At 70.4% G+C, this 22,103-nt stretch carries 20 protein-coding genes; 12 read left to right on the forward strand and 8 right to left on the reverse strand.

The features are described 5' to 3' along the window. Positions 1-156 precede the first annotated feature (156 nt). From NCG93_RS13105 to NCG93_RS13120, 4 genes are all read left to right on the forward strand, one after another. A complete protein-coding gene (locus NCG93_RS13105) occupies positions 157-1,098 on the forward strand; it encodes an ABC transporter ATP-binding protein (RefSeq protein ID WP_194412212.1) in 942 nt (313 codons plus the stop codon). Beyond that, positions 1,095-1,931 carry an ABC transporter permease gene (locus NCG93_RS13110; protein ID WP_194412211.1) on the forward strand — a complete coding sequence of 279 codons (837 nt, stop codon included), beginning with the start codon at positions 1,095-1,097 and terminating at the stop codon, positions 1,929-1,931. Before NCG93_RS13105 ends, NCG93_RS13110 begins: the two co-directional genes overlap by 4 nt. A 180-nt stretch (positions 1,932-2,111) precedes the next feature. Continuing rightward, entirely contained in the window at positions 2,112-3,296 is a 1,185-nt protein-coding gene (locus NCG93_RS13115; protein ID WP_194412210.1) for a sensor histidine kinase, read from the forward strand. Further along, positions 3,293-3,898, forward strand: a complete 606-nt coding sequence (locus tag NCG93_RS13120) for a response regulator transcription factor (protein WP_194412209.1) — start codon at positions 3,293-3,295, stop codon at positions 3,896-3,898. Before NCG93_RS13115 ends, NCG93_RS13120 begins: the two co-directional genes overlap by 4 nt. A 437-nt stretch (positions 3,899-4,335) precedes the next feature. On the opposite strand, the gene NCG93_RS13125 is transcribed toward NCG93_RS13120, so the two are convergent. From NCG93_RS13125 to NCG93_RS13135, 3 genes are read right to left on the reverse strand one after another with little or no spacing between them, the layout of a single operon-like run. Then, positions 4,336-4,710 carry a group I truncated hemoglobin gene (locus NCG93_RS13125; protein WP_194412208.1) on the reverse strand — a complete coding sequence of 125 codons (375 nt, stop codon included), beginning with the start codon at positions 4,708-4,710 and terminating at the stop codon, positions 4,336-4,338. 51 nt (positions 4,711-4,761) lie between these two features. Next, positions 4,762-5,559 (reverse strand): DivIVA domain-containing protein, encoded by a 798-nt coding sequence (locus NCG93_RS13130; protein ID WP_194412207.1) that lies wholly within the window; start codon positions 5,557-5,559, stop codon positions 4,762-4,764. 15 nt (positions 5,560-5,574) lie between these two features. Next, entirely contained in the window at positions 5,575-6,777 is a 1,203-nt protein-coding gene (locus NCG93_RS13135; protein ID WP_194412206.1) for a globin domain-containing protein, read from the reverse strand. A gap of 150 nt (positions 6,778-6,927) precedes the next feature. Between NCG93_RS13135 and NCG93_RS13140 the strand changes: the two genes are divergently transcribed. Further along, the gene (locus tag NCG93_RS13140) at positions 6,928-7,368 is read left to right on the forward strand and encodes a helix-turn-helix domain-containing protein (protein ID WP_194412205.1); all 441 of its coding nucleotides are present in this window, start codon (positions 6,928-6,930) and stop codon (positions 7,366-7,368) included. 23 nt (positions 7,369-7,391) lie between these two features. Then, the gene (locus NCG93_RS13145) at positions 7,392-7,928 is read left to right on the forward strand and encodes a hypothetical protein (protein ID WP_194412204.1); all 537 of its coding nucleotides are present in this window, start codon (positions 7,392-7,394) and stop codon (positions 7,926-7,928) included. Between the two features lie 33 nt (positions 7,929-7,961). Here the strand turns inward: NCG93_RS13145 and NCG93_RS13150 are convergent, their stop codons facing one another. Then, on the reverse strand, positions 7,962-9,389 hold the full coding sequence (locus NCG93_RS13150) for a CCA tRNA nucleotidyltransferase (RefSeq protein ID WP_194412203.1): 1,428 nt from the start codon (positions 9,387-9,389) through the stop codon (positions 7,962-7,964). 44 nt (positions 9,390-9,433) lie between these two features. Further along, a complete protein-coding gene (locus NCG93_RS13155; protein WP_194412202.1) occupies positions 9,434-10,957 on the reverse strand; it encodes a DUF7059 domain-containing protein in 1,524 nt (507 codons plus the stop codon). A gap of 184 nt (positions 10,958-11,141) precedes the next feature. Here NCG93_RS13155 and NCG93_RS13160 point away from each other — a divergent pair, with 184 nt between their 5' ends. The 5 genes from NCG93_RS13160 to NCG93_RS13180 all read left to right on the forward strand — a co-directional run bounded on the left by NCG93_RS13160 (position 11,142) and on the right by NCG93_RS13180 (position 17,316). After that, positions 11,142-13,511: a DUF6049 family protein gene (locus NCG93_RS13160; RefSeq protein WP_194412201.1), complete on the forward strand. Its 2,370-nt coding sequence runs from the start codon at positions 11,142-11,144 to the stop codon at positions 13,509-13,511. Then, positions 13,508-15,121 carry a murein biosynthesis integral membrane protein MurJ gene (gene murJ, locus NCG93_RS13165; RefSeq protein WP_194412200.1) on the forward strand — a complete coding sequence of 538 codons (1,614 nt, stop codon included), beginning with the start codon at positions 13,508-13,510 and terminating at the stop codon, positions 15,119-15,121. Before NCG93_RS13160 ends, murJ begins: the two co-directional genes overlap by 4 nt. Positions 15,122-15,289: 168 nt before the next feature. Beyond that, positions 15,290-16,276, forward strand: coding sequence for a thioredoxin-disulfide reductase (gene trxB, locus NCG93_RS13170; RefSeq protein WP_194412199.1), 987 nt, complete (start codon positions 15,290-15,292; stop codon positions 16,274-16,276). 46 nt (positions 16,277-16,322) lie between these two features. Next, a complete protein-coding gene (gene trxA / locus NCG93_RS13175) occupies positions 16,323-16,688 on the forward strand; it encodes a thioredoxin (protein WP_284444978.1) in 366 nt (121 codons plus the stop codon). 211 nt (positions 16,689-16,899) lie between these two features. Then, entirely contained in the window at positions 16,900-17,316 is a 417-nt protein-coding gene (locus tag NCG93_RS13180) for a YciI family protein (RefSeq protein ID WP_194412197.1), read from the forward strand. A gap of 9 nt (positions 17,317-17,325) precedes the next feature. On the opposite strand, the gene NCG93_RS13185 is transcribed toward NCG93_RS13180, so the two are convergent. Then, positions 17,326-17,673: a tryptophan synthase subunit alpha gene (locus NCG93_RS13185; protein ID WP_372495992.1), complete on the reverse strand. Its 348-nt coding sequence runs from the start codon at positions 17,671-17,673 to the stop codon at positions 17,326-17,328. Between the two features lie 57 nt (positions 17,674-17,730). Between NCG93_RS13185 and NCG93_RS13190 the strand changes: the two genes are divergently transcribed. Then, positions 17,731-19,077: an RNA polymerase sigma factor gene (locus tag NCG93_RS13190; RefSeq protein ID WP_194412196.1), complete on the forward strand. Its 1,347-nt coding sequence runs from the start codon at positions 17,731-17,733 to the stop codon at positions 19,075-19,077. A 7-nt stretch (positions 19,078-19,084) separates the two neighbouring features. Here NCG93_RS13190 and NCG93_RS13195 read toward each other — a convergent pair whose 3' ends face one another. Beyond that, positions 19,085-20,062, reverse strand: a complete 978-nt coding sequence (locus NCG93_RS13195; protein ID WP_194412195.1) for a ParB/RepB/Spo0J family partition protein — start codon at positions 20,060-20,062, stop codon at positions 19,085-19,087. Beyond that, complete coding sequence (locus NCG93_RS13200; protein WP_194413834.1) at positions 20,062-21,723, reverse strand: AAA family ATPase; 1,662 nt, start codon at positions 21,721-21,723, stop codon at positions 20,062-20,064. The genes NCG93_RS13195 and NCG93_RS13200 overlap by 1 nt, the downstream gene beginning before the upstream one ends. Positions 21,724-22,103: the final 380 nt, after the last annotated feature.

Raw genomic sequence — 22,103 nt, forward strand, 5'->3', positions numbered from 1 at the left:
GCGTGCGCCCCAAACCCGGAGGAAAGGATGCCGTCGCCCTGGGCTGCCCGTCGGCGCGGGACGGCCGCATCCCCACATCCACCCATGACGGATGTCACGGGCACGTCGTGACGCGCGTGTGAGGGGGTCGATGCCCGGCCTCGCGACCATGGAGACATGGACATCACACAGACCACGACGGCGACGCGGGCCACGTCGACCGCCGCCCCGCTCTGGGCCGTCGACGCGACCGATCTGCACAAGGGCTTCGGCGCCGTCACCGCCGTCGACGGCGTCACACTGCGGGTGCGGCCCGGCGAGATCGTCGCATTCCTCGGCCCGAACGGCGCCGGCAAGACGACCACCATCGACATGCTGCTCGGGCTCTCGCACCCCGACTCCGGATCGGTGCAGGTGTTCGGCGAGTCGCCCCGCGCCGCCATCGCCCACGGCCTGGTGAGCGCGGTGCTGCAGACCGGCGGGCTGCTGAAGGACATCACCGTCCGCGAGACGCTCGATCTCACCGCGAGCCTGTTCGCCGACACCCGCCCGGTCGCCGAGGTGATGCAGCGCGCCGGCATCACCGAGATCGGCGACCGCCGGGTCGGGCTGTGCTCGGGCGGCCAGCAGCAGCGCCTGCGTTTCGCGATGGCGCTGCTGTCGGACCCGGGCCTGCTGATACTCGACGAGCCGACCACCGGCATGGACGTCGAGGGACGCCGCTCGTTCTGGGGCGCGATCCGCGCTGACGCCGCCCGTGGCCGCACCGTGCTGTTCGCGACCCACTACCTCGACGAGGCCGACGAGTACGCCGACCGCATCGTGCTGATGAGCCGGGGCCGCATCGTCGCCGACGGCACGACCGCCGAGATCAAGAACCTCGTCTCGGGCCGCATCGTGCACGCCACGCTCCCGGGCGCCGACCCGGTGTCGATCGCCGCTCTTCCGGGTGTCGACGACGTCGAGACCAAGGGCGACCGCGTCGCCATCCACACCAAGGACTCCGACGCCGTCGCCCGGCATCTGCTCACCCGCACCGCGGCGCGCGACGTCGAGATCACCGCCCAGAACCTCGAGAGCGTCTTCCTCGCCCTCACCTCGGAAGGGGACAAGTCATGACCACCGCCACCTCATCCACCGCCGGCACACCGACCACCGACCGCGTGCAGCTCGATCGCCGCGTGCCGCCCTTCGGCGGGTTCAACCTGACGTATCTGGGCATCGAGCTCAAGCGCAAGCTCCGCAACCGCCGCACGCTCATCTTCACCGTCGCATTCCCGGTCGTGATGTTCGTCATCATCGGTCTGCCGATGCGTGATCAGCAGCTCACCGCCACCCCGCTCTCGCAAGGCGGGCCGTCGATCGCCGCGTACATCATGGTGTCGATGGCGATGTACGGCGCCATGATGTCGGCCACCCAGACCGGCGCCGCCGTCGCGGTGGAGAGGGCGCAGGGCTGGAGCCGCCAGCTGCGGCTCACGCCGCTCAACCCGCTCGTGAACGTCCTGATCAAGATGATCGCCGGAATGCTCCTCGGTCTGCTCGCCATCGTCGCGACGTACCTCGCCGGTGCGATCAGCGGCATCGACCTCACGCCGGTGCAGTGGATCGCCACCGGACTCGCCGCCTGGCTGCTCGCCGGCGCCGTGTTCACGACGCTCGGACTCATGGTCGGCTACATGGTTCCCGGCGAGAACGCCGCACAGATCACGAGCCTCGCGATCGTGCTGCTCTCGTTCCTCGGCGGCCTCTTCTACCCGATCAGCACGATGCCCGACTTCATGCAGGTCATCGCCAGGTTCACGCCGGTCTACGGCATCAGCGAGATCGCGCGCGAGCCGCTCACGGGCGACCCGTTCGCTCCGCTGGCGCTCATCAACGCGATCGTGTGGCTCGGCATCTTCGTCGCCGGCACCGTCTTCTTCTTCCGCCGCGACACGAAGCGCGTGTGAGGACGGGAAGCGGATGCCGGCGGCCCTGGCCGCCGGCATCCGTCAGCATCCTGTGCGCCGAAGCAGGGGATTTTCGGCCAGACCGAGGGCGACGTCACCGGTCTCGACGGGAATCCCCTGGCTCGACGCGGAGCGCGACAGCGGATAACGGCGTCCTAGGGTGAGAGGCGAGGTGAGGCAGTGAGCGAGCGTTCCGACAAGCAGGCGTGGGGGCCGCTGTGGATGGTGCGGCCCGGCGACAGACGCCCGGGCGAGGGATACACGGTGCCCTCGGTGCTCTGGTCGATGCCCGCGCTGCGGTGGTACGTCGGCGGCGGCGTGTCACTGCTGTGGATGTTCAGCGCCGGCACCGAGATCGTGGGAGCCGCCGAGTCGTCGGCGTCGGCTGCGATCGGGATCGCGGTGCTGTGCGGCTACGCGGTCGCCTTCCTCGTGGCGACGCCGATCAACTGGACGATCCCGCTCCGGCTGCGCGCGGTGCCGATCCTGGCGGTCTTCGCACTCTCATTCGCGCTGTGGCCGTGGCTCGGCTGGGGGATCGGCGCGCTGTGGACGTACGTCGGCGTGCTGATCGCGACGGCCCTGCTGCCCTGGCGCGTGACGTGGATGTCGATCTTCAGCCTCGCTGTGCTCGCGCTGCTGTTCGACGTGATCGATGTGGGCTGGAACGCCGACGTGCTGTGGGTGCCCGCGATCATCGCCTCGATCTCGCTGATGATGGCCGCGTTCATGCGCTCCATCGATTCGCTCGCACGCATGCGGTTGGCCCAGCGCGAGGTCGAGCGCCTCGCCGCCGAGCGTGAGCGTGGCCGCGTCGCGCGCGACGTGCACGACATCCTCGGGCACTCGCTCACCGTCATCACCGTCAAGACCGAGCTCGCCGGGCGGCTGGTCGACGTCGATCCCGCGCGCGCCAAGGCCGAGTTGGCCGAGGTCGAGGCGCTCGCCCGCGGGGCGCTGGCCGACGTGCGCGCCACCGTCGCGGGCTTTCGAGGCGTGAGCATCACCGGCGAACTGGCCGCGGCCCGCGTCGCCCTCGCGGCCGTCGACATCGAGCTGAATGCGCCGGCGACCACCGATGCCGTCGCGCCCGAGCATCGGGAGCTCGCCGGCTGGGTCGTGCGCGAAGGCGTGACGAACGTCGTGCGGCACGCGAAGGCGCACCGCTGCCGCATCCGGCTCGAGCCACGCCGGATCGTCGTGGAGGACGACGGCGTCGGTCCGCTCGTCCCGAGCGAGCAGGACGCCGGCGGGACGGGCGGAACGGGTCTCGCCGGGCTCCGGGAGCGAGTGGATGCCGCCGGCGGACGGGTCTCCGTCGGCCGCAGCGACCTCGGGGGCTTCCGCCTGGAGGTGACGCTGTGATCCGCCTGCTCATCGCCGACGACCAGGCGCTGGTGCGCGGAGCGCTCTCGGCCCTGCTCGGGCTGGAGCCGGACATCGAGGTGGTCGCCGAGGTCGGCCGCGGTGACGAGGTCGTGGCGGCCGCCCAGGCTGCCGCAGCCGACGTCGCCCTGCTCGACATCGAGATGCCGGGGATGGACGGCATCGCCGCGGCGGCCGCACTGCGCGCCGCCTGTCCCGCCTGCCGGGTGCTGATCGTCACGACCTTCGGGCGACCGGGGTACCTCGCCCGCGCCATGCGGTCCGGCGCGTCGGGCTTCGTCGTCAAAGACACGCCGGCCGCCCAGCTCGCCGACGCCGTCCGCCGCGTCGCGCAGGGCTTGCGGGTCGTCGACCCGGCTCTGGCGGCCGACTCGCTCGCCCAGGGCGCGTCGCCCCTCACCGAGCGTGAGACCGACGTGCTGGCCGCGGCCCGGACCGGCGGCTCGATCGCCGACATCGCCCGCATGCTGCACCTGTCGGAGGGCACGGTGCGCAACCACCTGTCGAGCGCCATCGGCAAGACGGAGGGCCGCAACCGCGCCGACGCCGCCCGCATCGCGGAAGAGAACGGCTGGCTGTAGGACGGCACCGGCCGCCGGCATCCGCTCGTCGCCTCCCTCGCTGTCGCTGAGACCGGAGTCGTCGCCGAAACCGGGGAATGTCGCCGAAACCGGGGGCCTCGTCCTGCGTTTCGGCGGAGATCCCCGGTCTCGGCGATCCGGAGCGCCGGGTCGGCAGCCCGAACGGCACCATCGAGCCGCGTGGACGAGCCGCCACCGGCTCGGATGGGCCGATCAGGCCCTCGCGCCGGACCCCTCCGTCACGCGACGGCCTGATCGGCCAGCCCGACAGAAGGTGCTGATCTTGCAGAACGTTCGCCCGGGTGTGAAGACGCGCCTCGGCCGCGTCCGCGACAGCACGTCTTGCTGCTAGCAGAAGGCTACGCCGATATTCCTAGTTTAGCTAGCAATACCACGGCGATGTGCGATCGCGACGAGGCGTCCGGCTTCCCCGCCGTTCAGCCGGCCGTGGTGACCTCTGGGCGGAGCGGCATCAGCGCACCGGCGACCTGGCCGATCGTCTCCTCGTCGACGCCCGCGTCGGCGAGTGCCGCGGCCGCGTGTCCGATCACGCGGTCGAAGTCTGCGTCGGTGATGCCGCGCCCGGCGTGTGCCGCCTTCATGTCGAGGCCCTTGTAGCCGTCGGGGCCACCGGCGGCGGCGGCCAGGAAGAGAGCCATGTGGCGCTTCTGGTCGACCATGCGCGTGCCGGCGAAGTACGGCGCGAGCGTCTCATCGCCCAGGATGAGCCGGTACATGTTGTCGACGACGGCGGCGATGCCGTCGCCCTCGCCCAAGCGCTGGTACAGGGTGGCTTCGGTGGTGTCGGTCATGCGGGTGCTCCGATCGTGAGGGTTCGGCAGGGCTGGTATCGGCGGAGAGGATCAGCGTCCGGCGCTGCCGCGTCGCCACGGGCGATCGTTCGAGGGCTGATCGTCTGCGGCGGGCTGGTCCGGGGAAGGCGGCGCGGCAGGTGCCGGGGGGACGGGCGGCAGCGCGGGTGCCGGCGAGGCGGAAGGCTGCGCCGAGGACTGCGCGGAGGTCTGCGTCGGTGTCTGCGCGGGGGTCGCACCCAGTCGGCCGAGCTCCCGTTCGATCGACTCGAGCAGCGAGTGCACCTGGGCGGTGGCCATGCGGGCGAACTGGCGGGCACGCACGACGTCGTCCGGCGATGCCGGCCCGGCGGCCGCGAGATCGTCGGTGGCGAACGCGGACGACGGCGACCTGTCGGCCCAGGGCTCTGCCGGCCGAGCACCGACCGCGGGCGCCGCGACCTGCTCCGGCTGTGCGGCAGCGGCCTCAGCGATCGCTCCCGGGTGGGCCGCAGCCTGCTTCTCGATCGAGTGGGCGACGTGCTGCGCCCGCTCGATGATCTCGCGGTACTGCTTGCGCGCCGTCTCGATGAGGTCCTTGGCGTACGACTCCGCCTCGGCGACGGCATCGTCGGCGATGCGCTGGGCGCTGCTCAGCAGCAGCACCGCGCGGCTCGAGATCTCGCCCTCTTCGGTGGTCACGCCGCTGGCGGTCAGCGCCTCATTGTCGCGCCAGGCGACCTCGAGGGCGTCGGCCGCGGCTGCCAGCAGCTCCTGGACCTCGGCGCGGGCGTAGCCGTGGCGCTCCTCCGCGAAGGACACTCCGCGGAGCAGCTCCGGCGTGATGGATACGGATTCGGTCGCGGTCATTTTCGCTTCTGCCCTCTACTGGATTCCCCGCGCGATGCCCGGCTGAACGAGTTCGGGGGAGGCTGCCGGATCGCCGGTGGTGCGGGGTTGCTGGGTGAACGGGTCTTCGTACTTCTCGCTGCGGATGCTGTGCTCGTCGAACCCTGCCCGGCGCAGGACGGCGGTCGTGTGGTCGACCATGCGCGGTGAGCCGCAGACCATCGCCAGGCGGTCGTCCCACGGCCCGTCTGCGGCGGCGATGTCGCCGATCAGTCCGCGGCGACCCGGGAACGACGGGTCGTCCGACACCGCGTAGGTGACGTCGAGCCACGATGCGTCGGCGTAGCGATCGAGTTCGGGCTTCGCATAGAAACCCCACGGATGCCGCGCCCCGTGGTACAGCGCGACACGGGGCCCGCTGCCCCTCGCGGCGTGGCGGCCGGCGACCTGGTCGAGCACCGCGAGCAGTGGCGCGAGGCCCGTACCGCCGGCGATCAGCAGCAGGTCGGGCCACTCGCTGTCGAAGCGCAGGGTCAGCAGCTCGCCGATGGGCGGGCCGAGCCGCACCCGGTCGCCCGGTTTCACGTCGCGCAGCAGCGCTCCGCTGACCTGGCCGCCGGCGACCAGCTGGACGTGGAAGGTCATCGTGCCGTCGGCACGCGGCGCGTGCGTCGGCGAGAGGTAGCGCCACTGCCGCGGGCGCTGCGGGATCTCCATCGCGAGGGACTGACCCGCCTGGAAGCGGTACCTGTTGTCGGGCCGGATCGTGACGGTCCCGACATCCATCCCCCGCCGCTCGGTCGCGACCACCTCGCCGGACCAGGTCGCAGGCTCGGATTCGACCGCCTCCGCCGCCGTGATCATGGTGGTGGCGATCAGGCCGTAGGCCTCGGCCCAGTCGGCCGCGAGCTCAGGGGTCCATGCGGCACCGAGGAAGTGCTTGAGCGTCGCGAGCAGCGACGCGCCCACGGCGGGATAGTGGCCGGCGATGGTGCCGAACTTGCGGTGGTCGCGGCCGAGGTCCTCGATATAGCCGACGACGTCGCCGACGCGGTCGACGTTGCTCACCATGTGACCGAGCGCTTTGACGAGCCGGTCTCGCTGCGCCGCCATCGCGACCGGGAAGAGATCACGCGTCTCGGGGTGGGCGAGGAAGAGGTGCGCGTAGAAGTACCCGGGTACCGCGTCCCCGTGTGCCGCGACCTGAGCCCAGGTCCGCTTGAGCGCTACCGCATCCACCAGTGTCGTGTCCCATCCATCGGTCCGTCGATATCGGCCGACGCTAGCGCGTTACAGATGTATCTGCAAAGCACGCACGTGCAAGTGCAACCGGATACTATGGCGGCGTACAGCGCCGGTATGGTGGCGCGTCACGGGTCGGGGGGCCTTATGACCGTGGTGTTGACCAACGGGACAGTCTTCGTCGAGGAGAGCCTGCGCGAGCAGGCCGCCGACGTGGTGCGGCGTGCGGATGGCCCGGGCCCGCCGCACTTCTCGCTGACGACCGACGACGGCTCGACGACGGCGATCTCGGCGGAGCTCAGCAGCTTCCTTTTCCAGGTGCTCCGCGGGCTCGGGCGCGGCCACTTCGCCGTCGCCGCGCTGCCGGAGGAGCTGACCACCACCGTCGCAGCTGAGCTCGTCGGCGTCTCGCGGCCCACGCTGATGAAGATGGTGCGCAACGGTGAGCTGCCCTCCCGGCAGGTCGGCACCCACACACGACTGCGGACCGGCGATGTGCTGGCGCTGCGCAGACGGCGTGCGCAGGAGCGGCGCGCGGCTCTCGAGGCGCTGCGCGAGCTGGACGACGAATTCGGAGCGGATAGATAGCCGGCGGCGAGTAGCCTGACCTGGTGCTGCAACGTGTGTTCGTCGACGCCGACGTCCTCGCCTCGCGCACCCCGTACGACTGGCTGGCGCTGCTGCGCGACGAGACTGACGCGTTCCAGCTCCACTCCTCGCCGGCCGTCGTCGCCGATGCCGTGCGGCTCTGGCAGAGCCGGGATCCGGCCGCGCGAGAGGCAGCGATCCCGCGACGCCTCGCCCTGGTCACGACCACCCTCGACGAGGTCCTGGGCGGTGCGGACGCGGATGCCGAGCCCGGCGTCCTCAGCCGGCAGGACGGACGTGCCGTCGCGGACGCCCGGACCACCGGTGCGCACGTGCTGCTCTCGGCGAGCGCCGTCCCCGGCGAGGACGGCGACGGCCTGCCGTTCGAGATATACACCCCCGACGACTTCCTCTGCCTCGCGGACGACGCCACGCCTGACGCCGTGCGCGGCGTGGCGCGTGAACGCGCTGCCGAGCCGCTCGCCGCCGCCCTCGCCGCGGCCGGCTGCCCCGCGTTCGCGGAGCGCGTCGCATCGCACCTCAGCGCACTGTCGCGCTGACGTCACTCACCCGTCGCGGAATCGCGGTGGGGCTCAGGAGCGGGCGGCCCACCACTCGCGCAGGCGCTGCTCCGCGGCATCCGTGCCCATGACGCCCTCGTCGAGGCGCAGGTCGAGGAGGAACCGGTAGGCCTCGCCGACCTCGCGGCCGGGCGGGATGCCGAGCACCTGCTGGATGCGGTTGCCGTCGAGCTCCGGGCGCATGGCGTCGAGCTCCTCCTGGGCGGCGAGCTCGGTGATGCGCCGTTCGATGTCGTCGTAGGCGCGGGCGAGGCGCGTCGCCTTCTTGACGTTGCGGGTCGTCACGTCGGCCCGGGTGAGGATATGCAGGCGATCGAGCTCGGCGTCGGCATCCCGCACGTACCGGCGCACCGCCGAATCGGTCCAGGCGCCCTCGGAGTACCCGAAGAAGCGCAGATGCAGCTCGATGAGCCGCGTCACGCTCGCGATGGTGGCGCTGTCGAAACGCAGTTCCTGCAGCCGCTTGCGCGCCAGGCGCGCCCCTTTGATGTCGTGGTGGTAGAACGTCACGCCGCCGCCCGGCTCGAGGCGCCTCGTCGCGGGCTTGCCGATGTCGTGCATCAGCGCGGCGAGCCGCAGCGGCACGTCGGGCCGGGCACCGGGATTGCGTGCCTTCTCGAGATCTATCGCCTGACGCAGCACCGTCAGGGAGTGCTCGTAGACGTCCTTGTGGTGATGGTGCTCGTCGACCTCCAGCTGCAGCGCGGGGATCTCCGGGAGGAACTCGGCCATCAGGCCCGTCTCGACGAGCAGACGGATGCCGCGCACCGGGTCGTCCGTCGACAGCAGCTTGACGAGTTCGGCCTGGATGCGCTCCGGGCTCACGATCTCGAGCGTGCGACGCAGTTCGGCCATGGCCGCCTCGGTCGCCGGCTCGACGGCGAAGCCGAGCTGGGATGCGAAGCGGGCGGCTCGCAGCATGCGCAGCGGATCGTCACCGAAGCTGACTGCCGGGTCGGTGGGAGTGCGGAGGATGCCGTGAAGCAGGTCCTCGACACCGCCGGTGGGGTCGACCAGCGTCTGCCCCGGTACCCGCAGCGCCATCGCGTTGACGGTGAAGTCGCGGCGCACCAGGTCGCCCTCGATGGTGTCGCCGAACTCGACCGTCGGCTTGCGCGTGACGCCGTCGTAGCTGTCGGCCCGGTAGGTCGTGATCTCGACCTGCTCGCCGCGGACGCGGGCCCCGATCGTCCCGAACGCACGGCCGATGTCCCACTGCGCGCTCGAGATCGGCTTCACGATCCGGAGGATGTCGTCGGGGCGGGCATTCGTCGTGAAGTCGAGGTCGTTCGTGCGGCGACCCAGGAGCGCGTCGCGGACCGGACCCCCCACGATCGCGAGGTCGAAGCCGGCGTCGGCGAAGGCACGTGCGAGCGTCGCGACGACGGGAGACTCGGCGAGCGCGCCGAGGCGCGCAACGCCCTCGGCCATGTTGAGCATGGGTTCCAGCCTACCGAGGCCGCTGAGCGTGCCTGGCCCTCGGATCACTCCGGGAGCCGCAGGAATCCGGTGAAAGCCAGCTCTCGGATGCGGGGGAACAGATCGGCGCGGAGGGCCGCGGCGCCGACGTCGAGCAGCTCGGCGATCGCGTCGACGAGCACGCCAACGGGCAGATCGCCGTCGCACGCGCCGACGAGGGCGGCCAGCGCGGGGTCGACGGAGAGGGACCGCCCGAATCCGCCGCCCTGCCGCAGCTCGATGATCGTCGGGTCCTCGGCTCCGGGCAGGTGGTGGCGCGCCTCGGTGACATCGGGTGCGACGACCAGGACGGATGCCGCAAGCCCGGCGTCATCGACCCCCGCCAGGCGATCGTGGGCGTCGAGGGCCGCTGCCAGGTGGGCGCCGAGGCTGTCCCCGGCGAGCGCGGTGTGGAGCGATTCGTAGCGCGATAGCGTCGGCGAGCCCTCGAGCGGACGCCGAAGCAGCAGGTAGCCGAAGCCGACCTCGGTCACCCCGCGCGCCGCGAAGTCGTCGAGCCACGCATCGGCGAGGCGTGCGAAGCCGGGAGAGCCGGGCAGGGTCCCGCCGTCGCGCACCCACAGCTCGGCGTACGAGAGCGGGTCGAGACTCTCACGCTCCACGACCCAGGCGTCCAGCAGCACGGCCGACGATGCGACCCACTCACGCACGCGCTCGAGGCCCGGCACGCCGTTGCGCGTCTCCCAGTTGCCGAGGAGCTGCGCCACGCCGCCGGGCGCGAGATGCGCGCCCACGCCGGTGACGAAGGCGGCCACGAGGTCGTCGCCGACCATGCCCCCGTCGCGGTACTCGTAGGCGGGCACGCCGGCGACGCGCGGCGTGATGACGAACGGCGGGTTCGACACGATCCGGTCGAACTGCTCACCGGCGACCGGTTCGAACAGACTGCCGAGCCGCACCTCTATGCCGTCGACACCGTTGAGCAGCGCGTTCAGCCGGGTGAAGCCCAGCGCCCGCCGCGAGATGTCGGTCGCCACGACATGCCCCACCTGCGCGCGGGCGCGGAGCGCCTGGATGCCGCATCCCGCGCCGATGTCGAGCCCTCGGACCGCCGGCGTCGGCAGCTGCAGGCCCGCGAGTGTCAGCGACGCGCCGCCGACCCCGAGCACGTGATCCTCGGGCAGCGGACCGCCCAGAGCCGCCTCGTCCAGGTCGCTCGCGATCCACCACTGTCCGGTTCCGGAGGCGTCGGCGTACGACTGCGGACGCACCACCGCGAGGGGCTGCACACTGCTCCCGGCGGGGGTCGCCAGACCGAGGTGCGCGAGTCCCTCCGCGCCGGTGCGGACGAGCGCCTGATCGACGGATGCCGCGGCCTGCGGCATCCCGAGCACGAGAAGTCTGCCCAGCACGGCGAGCGCGTCGCCGCGATCGCCGAGCGCGCGCGCCGCCGGCGACCTGAGCCCGCGGGCGATGGCGTCATCCGCGGCGACGCCCCACGCGTCGCGGAGCGCCTCCGCCGTGAATCCGGCGTCACGGAGGTCGTCGGCGAGGTCACGGCACAGGGCGGGATCCGGTTCGGGGAGCACGCGTCCATTCAACCGCGCCGCGCCGCACGCGTTGCCCACGGACGCACCGACCGTCGCCCACGGACGCGCCGACCGTCCCACACGCGGCCCGGCGTCGGGCGGGCTCGAAGGCGTGGACCGTAGAATCGCACTCGATCGTGCGGTCAGGCCATCGCACAGGAGCGAACCCCCCGACAGGATGATCGTGACCCCACCGCGAGCCCTGCAGCGTCCCGCGCGCCGCGCCCGGCGCTTCGTGACCGCCGCCGCCGCGACGGTCGCGGTGTTCGCAGCACTGCTGATGCCGGGCGCCGCGATGGCGGCGAGCCCCGAGCCCACGCCCACCCCGACCTCGACGATCCCCGCCGGCACCACGGTCTTGACGCTGTCGCCGCTCGGCGACGGCATCGTCCGCCCCGGTGATGCGCTGAGCGTGACGGTCACCCTGCAGAACGGCACCGCCGCCCCCCTTCCTCCATCAACGGCGACGCTGTCTCTCGGGCGCACCGCCCTCGCCGATCGCGATGCGCTCGGCGAATGGCTGGACGGCACCGACACGTCGCCCGCACTCGAGCCCATCGCGTCCGAGACCTTGAACGCGGTGCAGCCGGGGTCGTTCGAGCGCCGCGGCATGAGCGTCGCAGCCGACGATCCGGCGCTCGCGGCGCGCGCACCCGGCGTCTATCCGCTCGCCGTGTCGTATCCGGGCGACGACGGCACGGTGACGGCGACGAGCGCGATGATCGTGCCGCCGGAGGACGCGACGGATGTCTGGATCGGCGTGATCGTGCCGATCACGGCCCGCGCGCAGGGCGAGGGGCTGCTCACCGCGGACGAGCTCGCCGAGCTGACCGCGCCCGACGGCGACCTGACCAACCAGCTCGATTCCGTGACGGGCACCCCGTCGATCCTCGCGGTCGACCCGGCCGTGCCCGCGGCGATCCGGGTGCTCGGCACGTCGGCGCCGGAGTCCGCCCTCGACTGGCTCGCGCGACTCGAGGGGATCCAGAACTCGCGCTTCGCCCTGCAGTTCGGCGATGCGGACGTCACAACCCAGCTGGAGGCCGGCCTGGCGCAGCCGCTCCAGCCGACGTCCTTCCTCTCTTACATGTCGCCCTCGGACTTCGCCGCGCCCACGCCGACGACGACGCCCACCCCGACCGCCACCGCTCCGACTGCCCCCGGCACACCCACCCCGTCGCCGACGCCGACGCCCACCGACACGCTGCCGACCACCGAGGCGCTCCTGGCCATCGGCCCCGCCACCCGCCCGGGCATCTACTGGCCCGCCGACGGGACGGCCGACACCGAGATCGTGACTCGCCTCGGCGAGCTCTCCACCGACGACGCCACCTCGGCCACCCTCATCCCGTCCGCGACGACGGATGCCGGCGCCGCGGGCCGCACGGTCTCGGCCACCGGCATGGTGGACGACGCCGACGCGCTCGTGTACGACAGCGACGTCTCGGCTGCGCTGGACGCCGCGTCGCAGAGCGACGAATCGTGGCTCCGCGGGGCCTCCCTCACCGCCGCGACGGCCTACCTCGCCTTCGCCACGGCCGAGGCCGACGGACCCCTCCTGGTCACCGTGGGCCGCGGCGAGGGACGCTCGCGCGTCGGGTTGGGTGCGGCGATCTCGACCGCCTTCTCCGCCCCCGACGTCGCCGCCCGCACCCTCAGCACGATCGCAGAGAGCGAGCCGCGTGAGCTCGAGCTCTCGGGGACCGAGGCGTCACCGGAACGTGCGGATGCGGCATCCGCTCTCCTCGGCGAGGAAGGGGAGCTCGCCCGGTTCGCGACGATCCTCGACCAGCCGTCGCTGTTGACCGGGCCGGAGCGCGCGGAGATCCTGCAGCTTCTGGGCGTCGCGTGGATCGGCGACGACGCCTGGTCCGCCGCACTCGCCGAACACCACGCCGAGACCGCGGGCACCCTCGGCTCGGTCGCGCTGCTGCCCACGAGTCCGAGCGACCTCTACGGCTCGAGCGCCGCACTGCGGTTCTGGGTGCGCAACGATCTGCCGTATCCGGTGAACCTCGTGCTCTACACGACGCGCGACAACCTCCGTCTCGACGTGCAGAGCGAGACGCCCGTCGTCGCGACGCCCTCCAGCAACACGCGCGTCGAGGTGCCGGTGCAGGCCCGCGTGGGCCGCGGCGAGGTCACCCTGACCCTTCAGCTGCGCAGTCCCGCCTTCGTCGCGATCGGTCAGCCCGAGTCGGTCGACATCAACGTCTACGCCGACTGGGAGGGCGCCGGCATCGCCGCCCTCGCCGTACTGGTCGGCGCGCTGCTGCTGATCGGCATCGTACGGACGGTCCTGCGCATGCGTCGCCGGCGACGGGGAACGGATGCCGCGGCTGCGGGTCCGGATGAGGGCCCGGGTGCTGCGCCCGGCGACGCGGACACTGGCGAGGCTGAGGAAGACCTCGAGCCTGAGCGGCTCGCTACACCGGCGCACGACGAGGCTGGGGAAGGCGTCACGCCTGCGCAGGATGAACCTGCCGTCCAGTCAGCCACCGAAGACGCGGACACCGCAGCCGACGTCGCACCCGGCGACGGGCCGGGACGTTGAGCGGCATCGGGCGCGCGAGCGTCATGATCGGGGCGGGCACCATCGTCTCGCGGCTCACCGGTTTCCTGCGCGCCGTCGTGCTGGTCTCGGCCGTGGCTGCGACGAGCGCCGGTGGCAATGCCTTCACGGTCGCCAACCAGTTGCCGAACAACATCTACACGATCATCTCCACCGGGCTGCTGAGCGCCGTCGTGGTGCCGCAGATCGTCAAGGCAGCGGCACACGACGACGGTGGACGGGCGTTCGTCTCCAAGCTGTTCACGCTCGGGGCTGTCGTACTGCTGGGCACCACGGTCATCGCCACTCTGGCTGCACCGCTGCTCGTCGCCCTGTACGCACCCGAGTACAGCGCATCGCAGCAGGCACTGGCTACTGCTTTCGCCTACTGGTGTCTCCCCCAGATCCTGTTCTACGGGCTCTTCGCCATGGTGGGGGAATCCCTCAACGCGCGCCGCGTGTACGGGCCCTACACGTGGGCGCCGATCATCAACAACATCGTGTCGATCGCGGGCTTCCTCGTCTTCATCTGGCTGTTCGGCCCCGCCGCGAAGGGGACCGTCTGGACGTCCGAGATGGTCGCGGTGCTCGGCGGCACGGCGACCCTCGGCATCATCGCGCAGACGGCGATCCTCTTCGTCTTCTGGCGCCGAACCGGCCTGCACATCCGTCCAGACTTCCGGTGGCGAGGCGTGGGCCTCGGCCAGATCGGCAGGCTCGCCGGCTGGACGTTCCTCATGGTGGTGGCCGGCCAGCTGGCCGGTCTGGTCCAATCACAGGTCATGTCGAACGTCCCCGACGGCGCACCCGGAATGTTCGTCGCCGCGAATGCCTGGCTGCTGTTCATGCTTCCCTACTCGATCATCGTGCTGTCGATCGGCACCCCCTACTTCACACAGCTGAGCGAGCATGCGAAGGCCGGGCGCGACGAAGAGGTCCGCGGCGACATCGGCCGAAGCATCCGTACGCTCGGCTTCTTCGTGGTCGTCGCGACGGCGGCCATGGCGGTCGCGGCAGTCCCGGCATCCCGAATCTTCACGGGCGATCCGGATGAGGCCCTCGGCGCTGCCGGAGTGCTGCTGTGCTACCTGGTCGGGCTCATCCCCCTCGCGGTGCTGTTCGTGGTGCAACGCACGTTCTACGCCTACGACGACACCCGCACGCCGTTCTTCTTCACCGTCCTGCAGTGCGCGCTCGTTGTCGCGTCCGCCTGGGGAGCACTGTGGGCCTTCGACGCCGGCATCCTCCCCATGTCACAGCTCGTCGCGGCCGTGGCTCTCGGGCAGTCCGTGTCGAGCGTTGTCCAAGTGATCGTCGCGACATGGCTGCTGCACCGCCGACTGGGTGGCATCCAGGTCGCGTCGTGGCTGACGGCGCTCGGTCGGTTCGCCCTGGCCGCTATCCCCGCCGGTCTCGTCGGCTGGCTGACGTTCCAGCTCATGGGCGGAGTCGACGGCTGGGCCGTCTCGGACAAGATCCTGGGCGCCCTGGGTGCGGCGATCATCGGCATCGTCGTGATCGCGGTCTACGTCGGCATCCTCGCCATCTTCCGAGCGCCCGAGCTCTCCGTCGCCACCGGCCTCGTGCGGCGCTTCCTGCCCGGCCGACGCTGACCCGCTCGCAACTCGACCCGACGCGACCGGCCCGGCGTACCCGCCACCCGGCACGCCTGCAAGGGGGCGTGGTGCGGAATGCCGCGCGGTTACCATGTGTTGAGGCATCCGAGGCCATCGCGTCCGTCGCGACACGCTTCGCAAGGCTTCACGAGGAAAGGTGCGCACGTGCGTCAGGTCATCATCATCGGCTCCGGTCCCGCGGGTTACACGGCGGCCATCTATGCCGCTCGGGCCAACCTGAACCCGCTCGTCGTGGCCAGCTCGGTCGAGGCGGGCGGTGAGCTGATGAACACCACCGAGGTCGAGAACTTCCCCGGTTTCCCCGAGGCGATCATGGGGCCCGACCTGATGGCGAAGATGCAGGAGCAGGCCGAGCGGTTCGGCGCCGAGGTGCTCTACGACGACGTCGTCGAGCTCGACATCGACGGCCCGGTGAAGAAGGTCACGCTCGGCAGTGGCGGCAGCCACGAGGCAGACGCCGTCATCTTCGCGACCGGTTCCGCTCCCCGCAAGATCGGCATCGAAGGCGAGTCCCGACTGTCGGGCCGTGGTGTGTCGTACTGCGCGACGTGCGATGGATTCTTCTTCCGTGAGCGGGTGATCGCGGTCGTCGGCGGCGGCGACTCGGCGATGGAGGAGGCGACGTTCCTGACCAAGTTCGCGTCCAAGGTGTACGTCATCCACCGTCGCGACGAGCTGCGCGCGTCGAAGATCATGCAGGAGCGCGCCTTCAAGAACGACAAGATCGAGTTCGTCTGGAACAGCGAGGTCGTCGACATCCTCGGTGAGGACGCCGTGAACGGCATCGTCCTCAAGGACACCGTCGACGGGTCCACGCGGGAGCTCGCGCTGGACGGCGTGTTCGTCGCGATCGGCTACGACCCCCGCACCCACCTCGTGCACAAGAAGCTGGACCTGACCTCCGAGGGCACCGTGTGGGTGGACGGTCGTTCGTCGCGCACCTCCGTTCCCGGTGTGTTCGCCGCGGGTGACGTGATCGACCCGACCTACCGCCAGGCGGTCACCGCCGCCGGCAGTGGCACGGTCGCCGCGCTCGACCTCGAGCACTACCTCGCCGGTCTCGGCGAGGCGGGCGAGCCGGACGCCGCGGGCGACCAGATCGCCGGCTTACCCGAGGTCGCTCAGGTCTGAGCGGTACGGCGTGGCGACACGCCCGGGAACAATCGCGCGACCGGCGCTGTTTGACACAACGAAAGACTTCCACCGAAGGAGAAATCAGATGACCGCCAAGGCGACGACCTCCGCCACGTTCGAGCAGGACGTGCTCCAGGCCGAGGGGCCGGTGCTCGTGGACTTCTGGGCCGAGTGGTGCGGACCGTGTCGCATGGTCTCGCCGGTCCTCGACCAGATCCAGGCCGAGCACCCCGACAAGCTCACCATCCTCAAGCTCAACGTGGATGAGAACCCCGACCTCGCGATGAAGTACCAGATCACGTCGATCCCCGCGATGAAGGTGTTCAACAAGGGCGCCGTCGAGACGACCATCATCGGCGCCAAGCCGAAGTTCGCGCTCGAGAAGGATCTCGCCGCCTACATCGGCTGAGACCGAAGTCGACTTCAGAAACCCCGCCGGCTCTGCCGGCGGGGTTTTCTGCTTCTCATCTGGTTTTCTTGACGTATGCCGGTCAAGGCATCCCAGTCCCAGGAAATTACTTGTCCTCCGGTGTCGATTTCGGCGAGGCTTGTTCGACGCACAGAGTGAAGGGGCCACTCGGGCCTCGAAACCGGGCCCAGCCCCGACGAAGGGAAACGTCATGCGTTACATGCTCATCATGCAGGTCGGTGCCGAGGCGGCAGCGGCGTTCGACCCCGAGACGTTCGACATGGCGGAAGCGTTCGCCGCCATGGGCGCCTACAACGAAGAGCTGCAGAAGGCGGGCGTCTTCCTCAGTGCCGAGGGCCTGTCGGATGCCGCGGAGGGCTTCCGCGTCGACTTTGATTCCGTTCCACCCGCCGTGACCGACGGACCGTTCGCCGAGGCGCGCGAGGTGTTCACCGGTTTCTGGATCATCGAGGTGTCCTCGCGCGAGGAGGCCGAGCACTGGGCGCGCAAGTGCCCGCTCGGACCCGGAACGGCGCTCGAGGTCCGCCGCGTCAACGATCTGAGCGACTTCGACCAGAACGACGAGTGGGTCGCCAAGGAGCAGGAGTGGCGCGCCGCCAACTCGTGACCTGGAGCGTCAGCTCGCCTCCGCGCGCACCGTCGGGTCCCACCGGCGGTGCGTGTTGGCGTCGCCCAGCAGCGACCACACCGCTTTCGTCAGGGGAGGGTACTCCAGAGCGATCTGACGCAGGACCCGATAGTGGCGGCTGGCGTTCGGACGGGATCCGCCGTCGGCGGCGATGTTCTCAGCCCGCAGCAGATACACGACGAGTTCGTCGACGGTCGGCAGTTCATCCATGAACTCCCACGGATCTTCGCCGGCTCGCAGCCGTTCGTGCACCAGCACCGAGAGCTCGTCTGCGGCCTCCGCGCGCAGCAGCTCCAAACTCGCTCGCCGTCGCAGGGTGTGCTCGTCGTTCGCCACCAATCCAGGGTACGTTGCGATTCCGACACCGTGGGTCACCCCGCCTACGCTGAGAGCATGACCTCCGACGACGGACACGCTCGCCGTGCTGTGGAGGCCGTCTGGCGGGACGAGTCAGCCCGCATCGTCTCGGCGCTGACACGCCACACGGGCGATTTCGCCTGGGCCGAGGATCTCGCGCAGGAAGCGCTCGTCGAAGCCCTCGCGAGCTGGCCGGCCGGCGGCATCCCGGACAATCCCGGAGCGTGGCTCATGTCGGTCGCCAAGCGGCGAGCCATCGATGGGTGGCGCCGGCGCGAGCGGCTGACGCAGCGAGAACCGCTCTTCGTGACCGAGGCGCTCCAGCGGGAAGCTGTCGATTCCGTTCCCGACCAGGCGGATCCCGACCACATCGACGATGACATCCTTCGTCTGGTGTTCGTCGCGTGCCATCCCGTTCTCCCCGCGCAGGCGCGGCTCGCCCTGACCCTGCGGACGGTCGCGGGCCTCACCACCGAGCAGATCGCGCGCGCGCTGCTCATGACGGTGCCGACGGTGCAGCAGCGGATCGTCCGCGCCAAGCGCGCACTCGCCGACGAGGGTGTGGCTTTCGAGGTGCCCGATCGTTCTGAGCGGCCGGCGCGGCTCGCGAGCGTGCTGCAGGTGATCTACCTCCTGTTCACGGAGGGCTACTCCGCCACGGAGGGGGAGGGGCTCGTACGTGTCGACGTGGCACGCGAAGCGGTGCGCCTCGGCAGGCAGCTCGCCGCTCTCATGCCCCACGAGCCCGAGATCTGGTCGCTCATCGCCCTGATGGAGTTCCAGTCGTCGCGATTCTCCGCACGCATCGACGCGGACGGCATGCCGCTGACGCTCGAAGAACAGGATCGGCGTCGCTGGGATCGCTCAGCCATCGCCCGCGGCAACGAAGCGATGACGAGAGCACTCCCCGCGCCCCCTTTCGGCGATGGCGCCGGCACGGCCGCTGCGCCGGAAGCGGCGATGCGCACCGCCCAGACCCGCGGCCGAGGGGTCGGCTACTACGGACTGCAGGCGGCGATCGCCCAGTGTCACGCCGTGGCCCCCGCGTTCACCGCGACGGACTGGGACCGCATCCTCCGGCTCTACGACGCCCTCTACACCCTCGCGCCGTCGCCCGTGGTGCGACTCAACCGCGCGGTGGCCCTGTCGATGACCGCCGGTCCTGAGCAGGCCCTCGCAGAGGTGGACGCACTCGCCGACGAGCTGGCCGGGTTCCGGCCGCTGCCCGCCGTGCGCGGCGAGCTGCTCGAGCGCCTGGGAGAGACGGATGCCGCAGCCGCCGCGTTCCTCGAGGCCGCCGGACTTCCGGGCAACGACGCCGAGACGGCCCTGCTCCGACGTCGCGCGGCGCGCGCAGCCTCCTCGGCACCGGATCCCACTTAACCCGGCGTCACGCTGGGCCGTACCCCGTCTCGCCCAGTTCGCCGAGAATCCGGTTGAGATCCTCAATACTCGCGAAATCAATCGCGACCTGGCCTTTTCTAGCTGTCAGCGAGATCTTCACGCGAGTGTTCAGACGATCGCCGAGTCGCTCGGCCACCTCGTCGAGGTGCGCCCGGCGCGAACCGGCCTGTGGCTTCGCCGCGCGCGTGGGCGAGGCATCCGGAAGCTTCGCCGCGGCCTCCGCCGCACGCACAGAGAGGTCCTCGTTGACGATCTTGTCGGCGAGGCGCTGCATGGCCGTGGCGTCCTCGAGCGAGAGGATCGCGCGGGCGTGGCCGGCGGTCAGCACACCGGCGGCCACGCGCTGCTGCACCGGCATCGGCAGCTTGAGCAGCCGGATGGTGTTGCTGATCTGCGGCCGCGAGCGGCCGATGCGCGTCGCGAGCTCTTCCTGGGTGATGCCGAAGTCCTCGAGCAGCTGCTGGTATGCCGACGCCTCTTCGAGCGGATTGAGCTCGGAACGGTGAAGGTTCTCGAGCAGCGCATCGCGGAGGAGGTGCTCGTCGGCGGTATCGCGCACGATCGCGGGGATCGAGGTGAGTCCCGCCTCCCGGGCAGCGCGCGTACGACGCTCACCCATGATGAGCTCGTACTCGCCTTTCTCGTTCGTCCGCACGACGACCGGCTGAAGAACACCGAACTCCCGGACGCTGTGCACCAGTTCGGCGAAGTGCTCGTGATCGAAGTTGGTACGCGGCTGACGAGGGTTGGGAACGATCTCGTGCGGATCGATGTGGGCGAGCCGCGCACCGGGAACCTCGACGAGGTTCTCCTGGACGTCGGTGCCGGCCGGTTCGGGCGACGGCGCCTCGTCGACCGCGACCGCGCGGGGGAAGAAGACGTCGGAGGGACGGTCGTCAGCCTGCTCGTTGGTGGGGATCAATGCGCCGATTCCGCGGCCGAGCCCCGTGCGCTTCGCTGCCATCAGTCGCCCCTTTCGTTCGAGGCGCTGTCGCGCCGGATCATCTCAACAGCCGCTTCACGGTACGCGATGGCGCCGGCCGACTGTCCATCGTAGGCGAGCACGGACTGTCCGAAGCTCGGTGCCTCGGAAACGCGCACCGACCGCGGGATGATGGTGTCGAGCACCTCCTTGGGGAAGTGCTCGCGCACCTCATCGGCGACCTGCTGCGCGAGGCGGGTTCGCCCGTCGTACATGGTCAACATGATCGTCGACAGCTCCAGCCGGGGGTTCAGGTGCTTCTGGATCATCCGCACCGTTCCGAGCAGCTGGCTCAGGCCTTCGAGTGCGTAGTACTCGCACTGGATCGGAATGAGCAGTTCGGTCGCCGCCGTGAAGGCATTGATGGTGAGCAGACCGAGCGAGGGCGGGCAGTCGATGAGGATGAAGTCCAGTTGTCCCTCGTGCTTCGCCAGGTATTCGTCGACAGCGACGCGCAGCCGATGCTCGCGGGCCACTTGGGAGACCAGCTCGATCTCGGCGCCGGCGAGGTGGATGGTGCTCGGCGCGCAGAGCAGGTTGGGCGACTCCGGACTGACCTGGATGATGTCCGCGAGCGGGAACTCGTCGATGAGCACGTCGTAGACGCTCGGGATGTCGGCGGTGTGCGGAACGCCGAGGGCCGTCGATGCGTTCCCCTGCGGATCCAGGTCGATCACCAGAACGCGAGCACCGCGTTCGGCGAGGGCAGCCGCCAGGTTGACGGTGGTCGTCGTCTTGCCGACTCCGCCCTTCTGATTCGAGACCGTCAGCACCCGGGTACGTCCGGTGAGTTGGACCCGCGCCTCCTCCAGCGCCTTCCGGCGCGCGGTCAAGTCGGCAAGCTCCCGCGCGATCGGCGAGTCGTCTTCGTCTTGCGCGATCGTGATACCGGCATGCTGCGCGATGGGGGATTCCTCTTCCTGCGTGGCGGTGGTGCCCTCGTCAGTGGTGTCGTCGCCGACATCGACGGGCTCCAGTGCAGTCTCGTCGGTCACGGCGACATCGGCCGCGTCGGCAGCGACGCTCACCTGCTCTTCACTCGGGGCGGCGTCTTCGCTGGGCGCGGCGTCTTCGCTGGGCGCGGCCTCTTCGCTGGGCGCGGCGTCTTCGCTGGCGGGGAGTTCGTCATTCGGGGGGAGTGGTTGGTCTGACGCGAGCGCGTCATCACCGGTGAGCGCTTCGCTCGGGGTGACCGCTTCTTGCGGCGCTGCGTCGTCGCTCGACGCCTCGGCATCGGCGACCGCGCGCAGCTCCGTCTCGGCACCGGGCTCGACATCTGCCTGGGCTGCGGCAGCTTCAGAGACCTGCTCGTCCGCATACGGAGCCGCATCGTTCGAGTCCGAGGCCGGCGAGTCAACCGGCGTGGTGGCGTCCGCGGCATACCTCTCGGATGAACCTTCGGCGGGGCTATCCGTGGACGTTGCGGGGGACTCGGGCGCCGACGCCGTGAGCGAACCATCGGACGAGAGGGATGCCGGGGCCTCGGTCTCGTCGGGTTGTTTCACGTGAAACTCTCCCCTTGTCGCGAGCCGCTCAACATCGCCTTCCACCTTATCCCGCCTTCCCCCCATCCCCAGCCGTCGGAGCCAGTTGTTCATGCGTTCCTTACCGTTGCGAGCGGGAATCCTGTCTCCCCTAGTCAACCCCGCCGTGGCCCCTCGGACGCGCTAACCCGCCGCTGCGGCTCGAAGCCACGAGGCCTGGTTCTGCGGGAAGGGCGTGACTCCGCAGTCGGGCTCAGAACAGAGGATGTGCCTCCCTTTCTCGGGCCTCAAGCTGCTCGACTCGCGGGGTCCGCCACCGCCAAGATCCGGGGTGCGAGCAAGCTTCCTTGTGACCGAGTCAGCACGGGAACGCCGTGGCCAGCGCATGTGGCGGAATCCGCCAAGTCCTCAGCACCTTGGCGTTTCACGTGAAACACGCTTGTGTCGCAAGCGTTTCAAGGACTCGATTGGAGCGGCCACTGGCCGCTCCTGGGCGCGTGCGCGCGCCGAACCGACTCCGTCGCCGCCAGCCTCGTCGG

Source organism: Microbacterium yannicii (assembly GCF_024055635.1).
GTDB classification, from domain to species: Bacteria; Actinomycetota; Actinomycetes; order Actinomycetales; family Microbacteriaceae; genus Microbacterium; species Microbacterium yannicii.

What these genes read in the sequence shown, in the direction of transcription:
- NCG93_RS13105 (WP_194412212.1), top strand. Translation starts at nt 157, where the DNA reads ATGGACATCACACAGACCACGACGGCGACGCGGGCCACGTCGACCGCC.
- NCG93_RS13110 (WP_194412211.1), top strand. Translation starts at nt 1,095, where the DNA reads ATGACCACCGCCACCTCATCCACCGCCGGCACACCGACCACCGACCGC.
- NCG93_RS13125 (WP_194412208.1), bottom strand. Translation starts at nt 4,710, where the DNA reads ATGACCGACACCACCGAAGCCACCCTGTACCAGCGCTTGGGCGAGGGC.
- NCG93_RS13130 (WP_194412207.1), bottom strand. Translation starts at nt 5,559, where the DNA reads ATGACCGCGACCGAATCCGTATCCATCACGCCGGAGCTGCTCCGCGGA.
- NCG93_RS13140 (WP_194412205.1), top strand. Translation starts at nt 6,928, where the DNA reads ATGACCGTGGTGTTGACCAACGGGACAGTCTTCGTCGAGGAGAGCCTG.
- NCG93_RS13150 (WP_194412203.1), bottom strand. Translation starts at nt 9,389, where the DNA reads ATGCTCAACATGGCCGAGGGCGTTGCGCGCCTCGGCGCGCTCGCCGAG.
- NCG93_RS13180 (WP_194412197.1), top strand. Translation starts at nt 16,900, where the DNA reads ATGCGTTACATGCTCATCATGCAGGTCGGTGCCGAGGCGGCAGCGGCG.
- NCG93_RS13190 (WP_194412196.1), top strand. Translation starts at nt 17,731, where the DNA reads ATGACCTCCGACGACGGACACGCTCGCCGTGCTGTGGAGGCCGTCTGG.
- NCG93_RS13195 (WP_194412195.1), bottom strand. Translation starts at nt 20,062, where the DNA reads ATGGCAGCGAAGCGCACGGGGCTCGGCCGCGGAATCGGCGCATTGATC.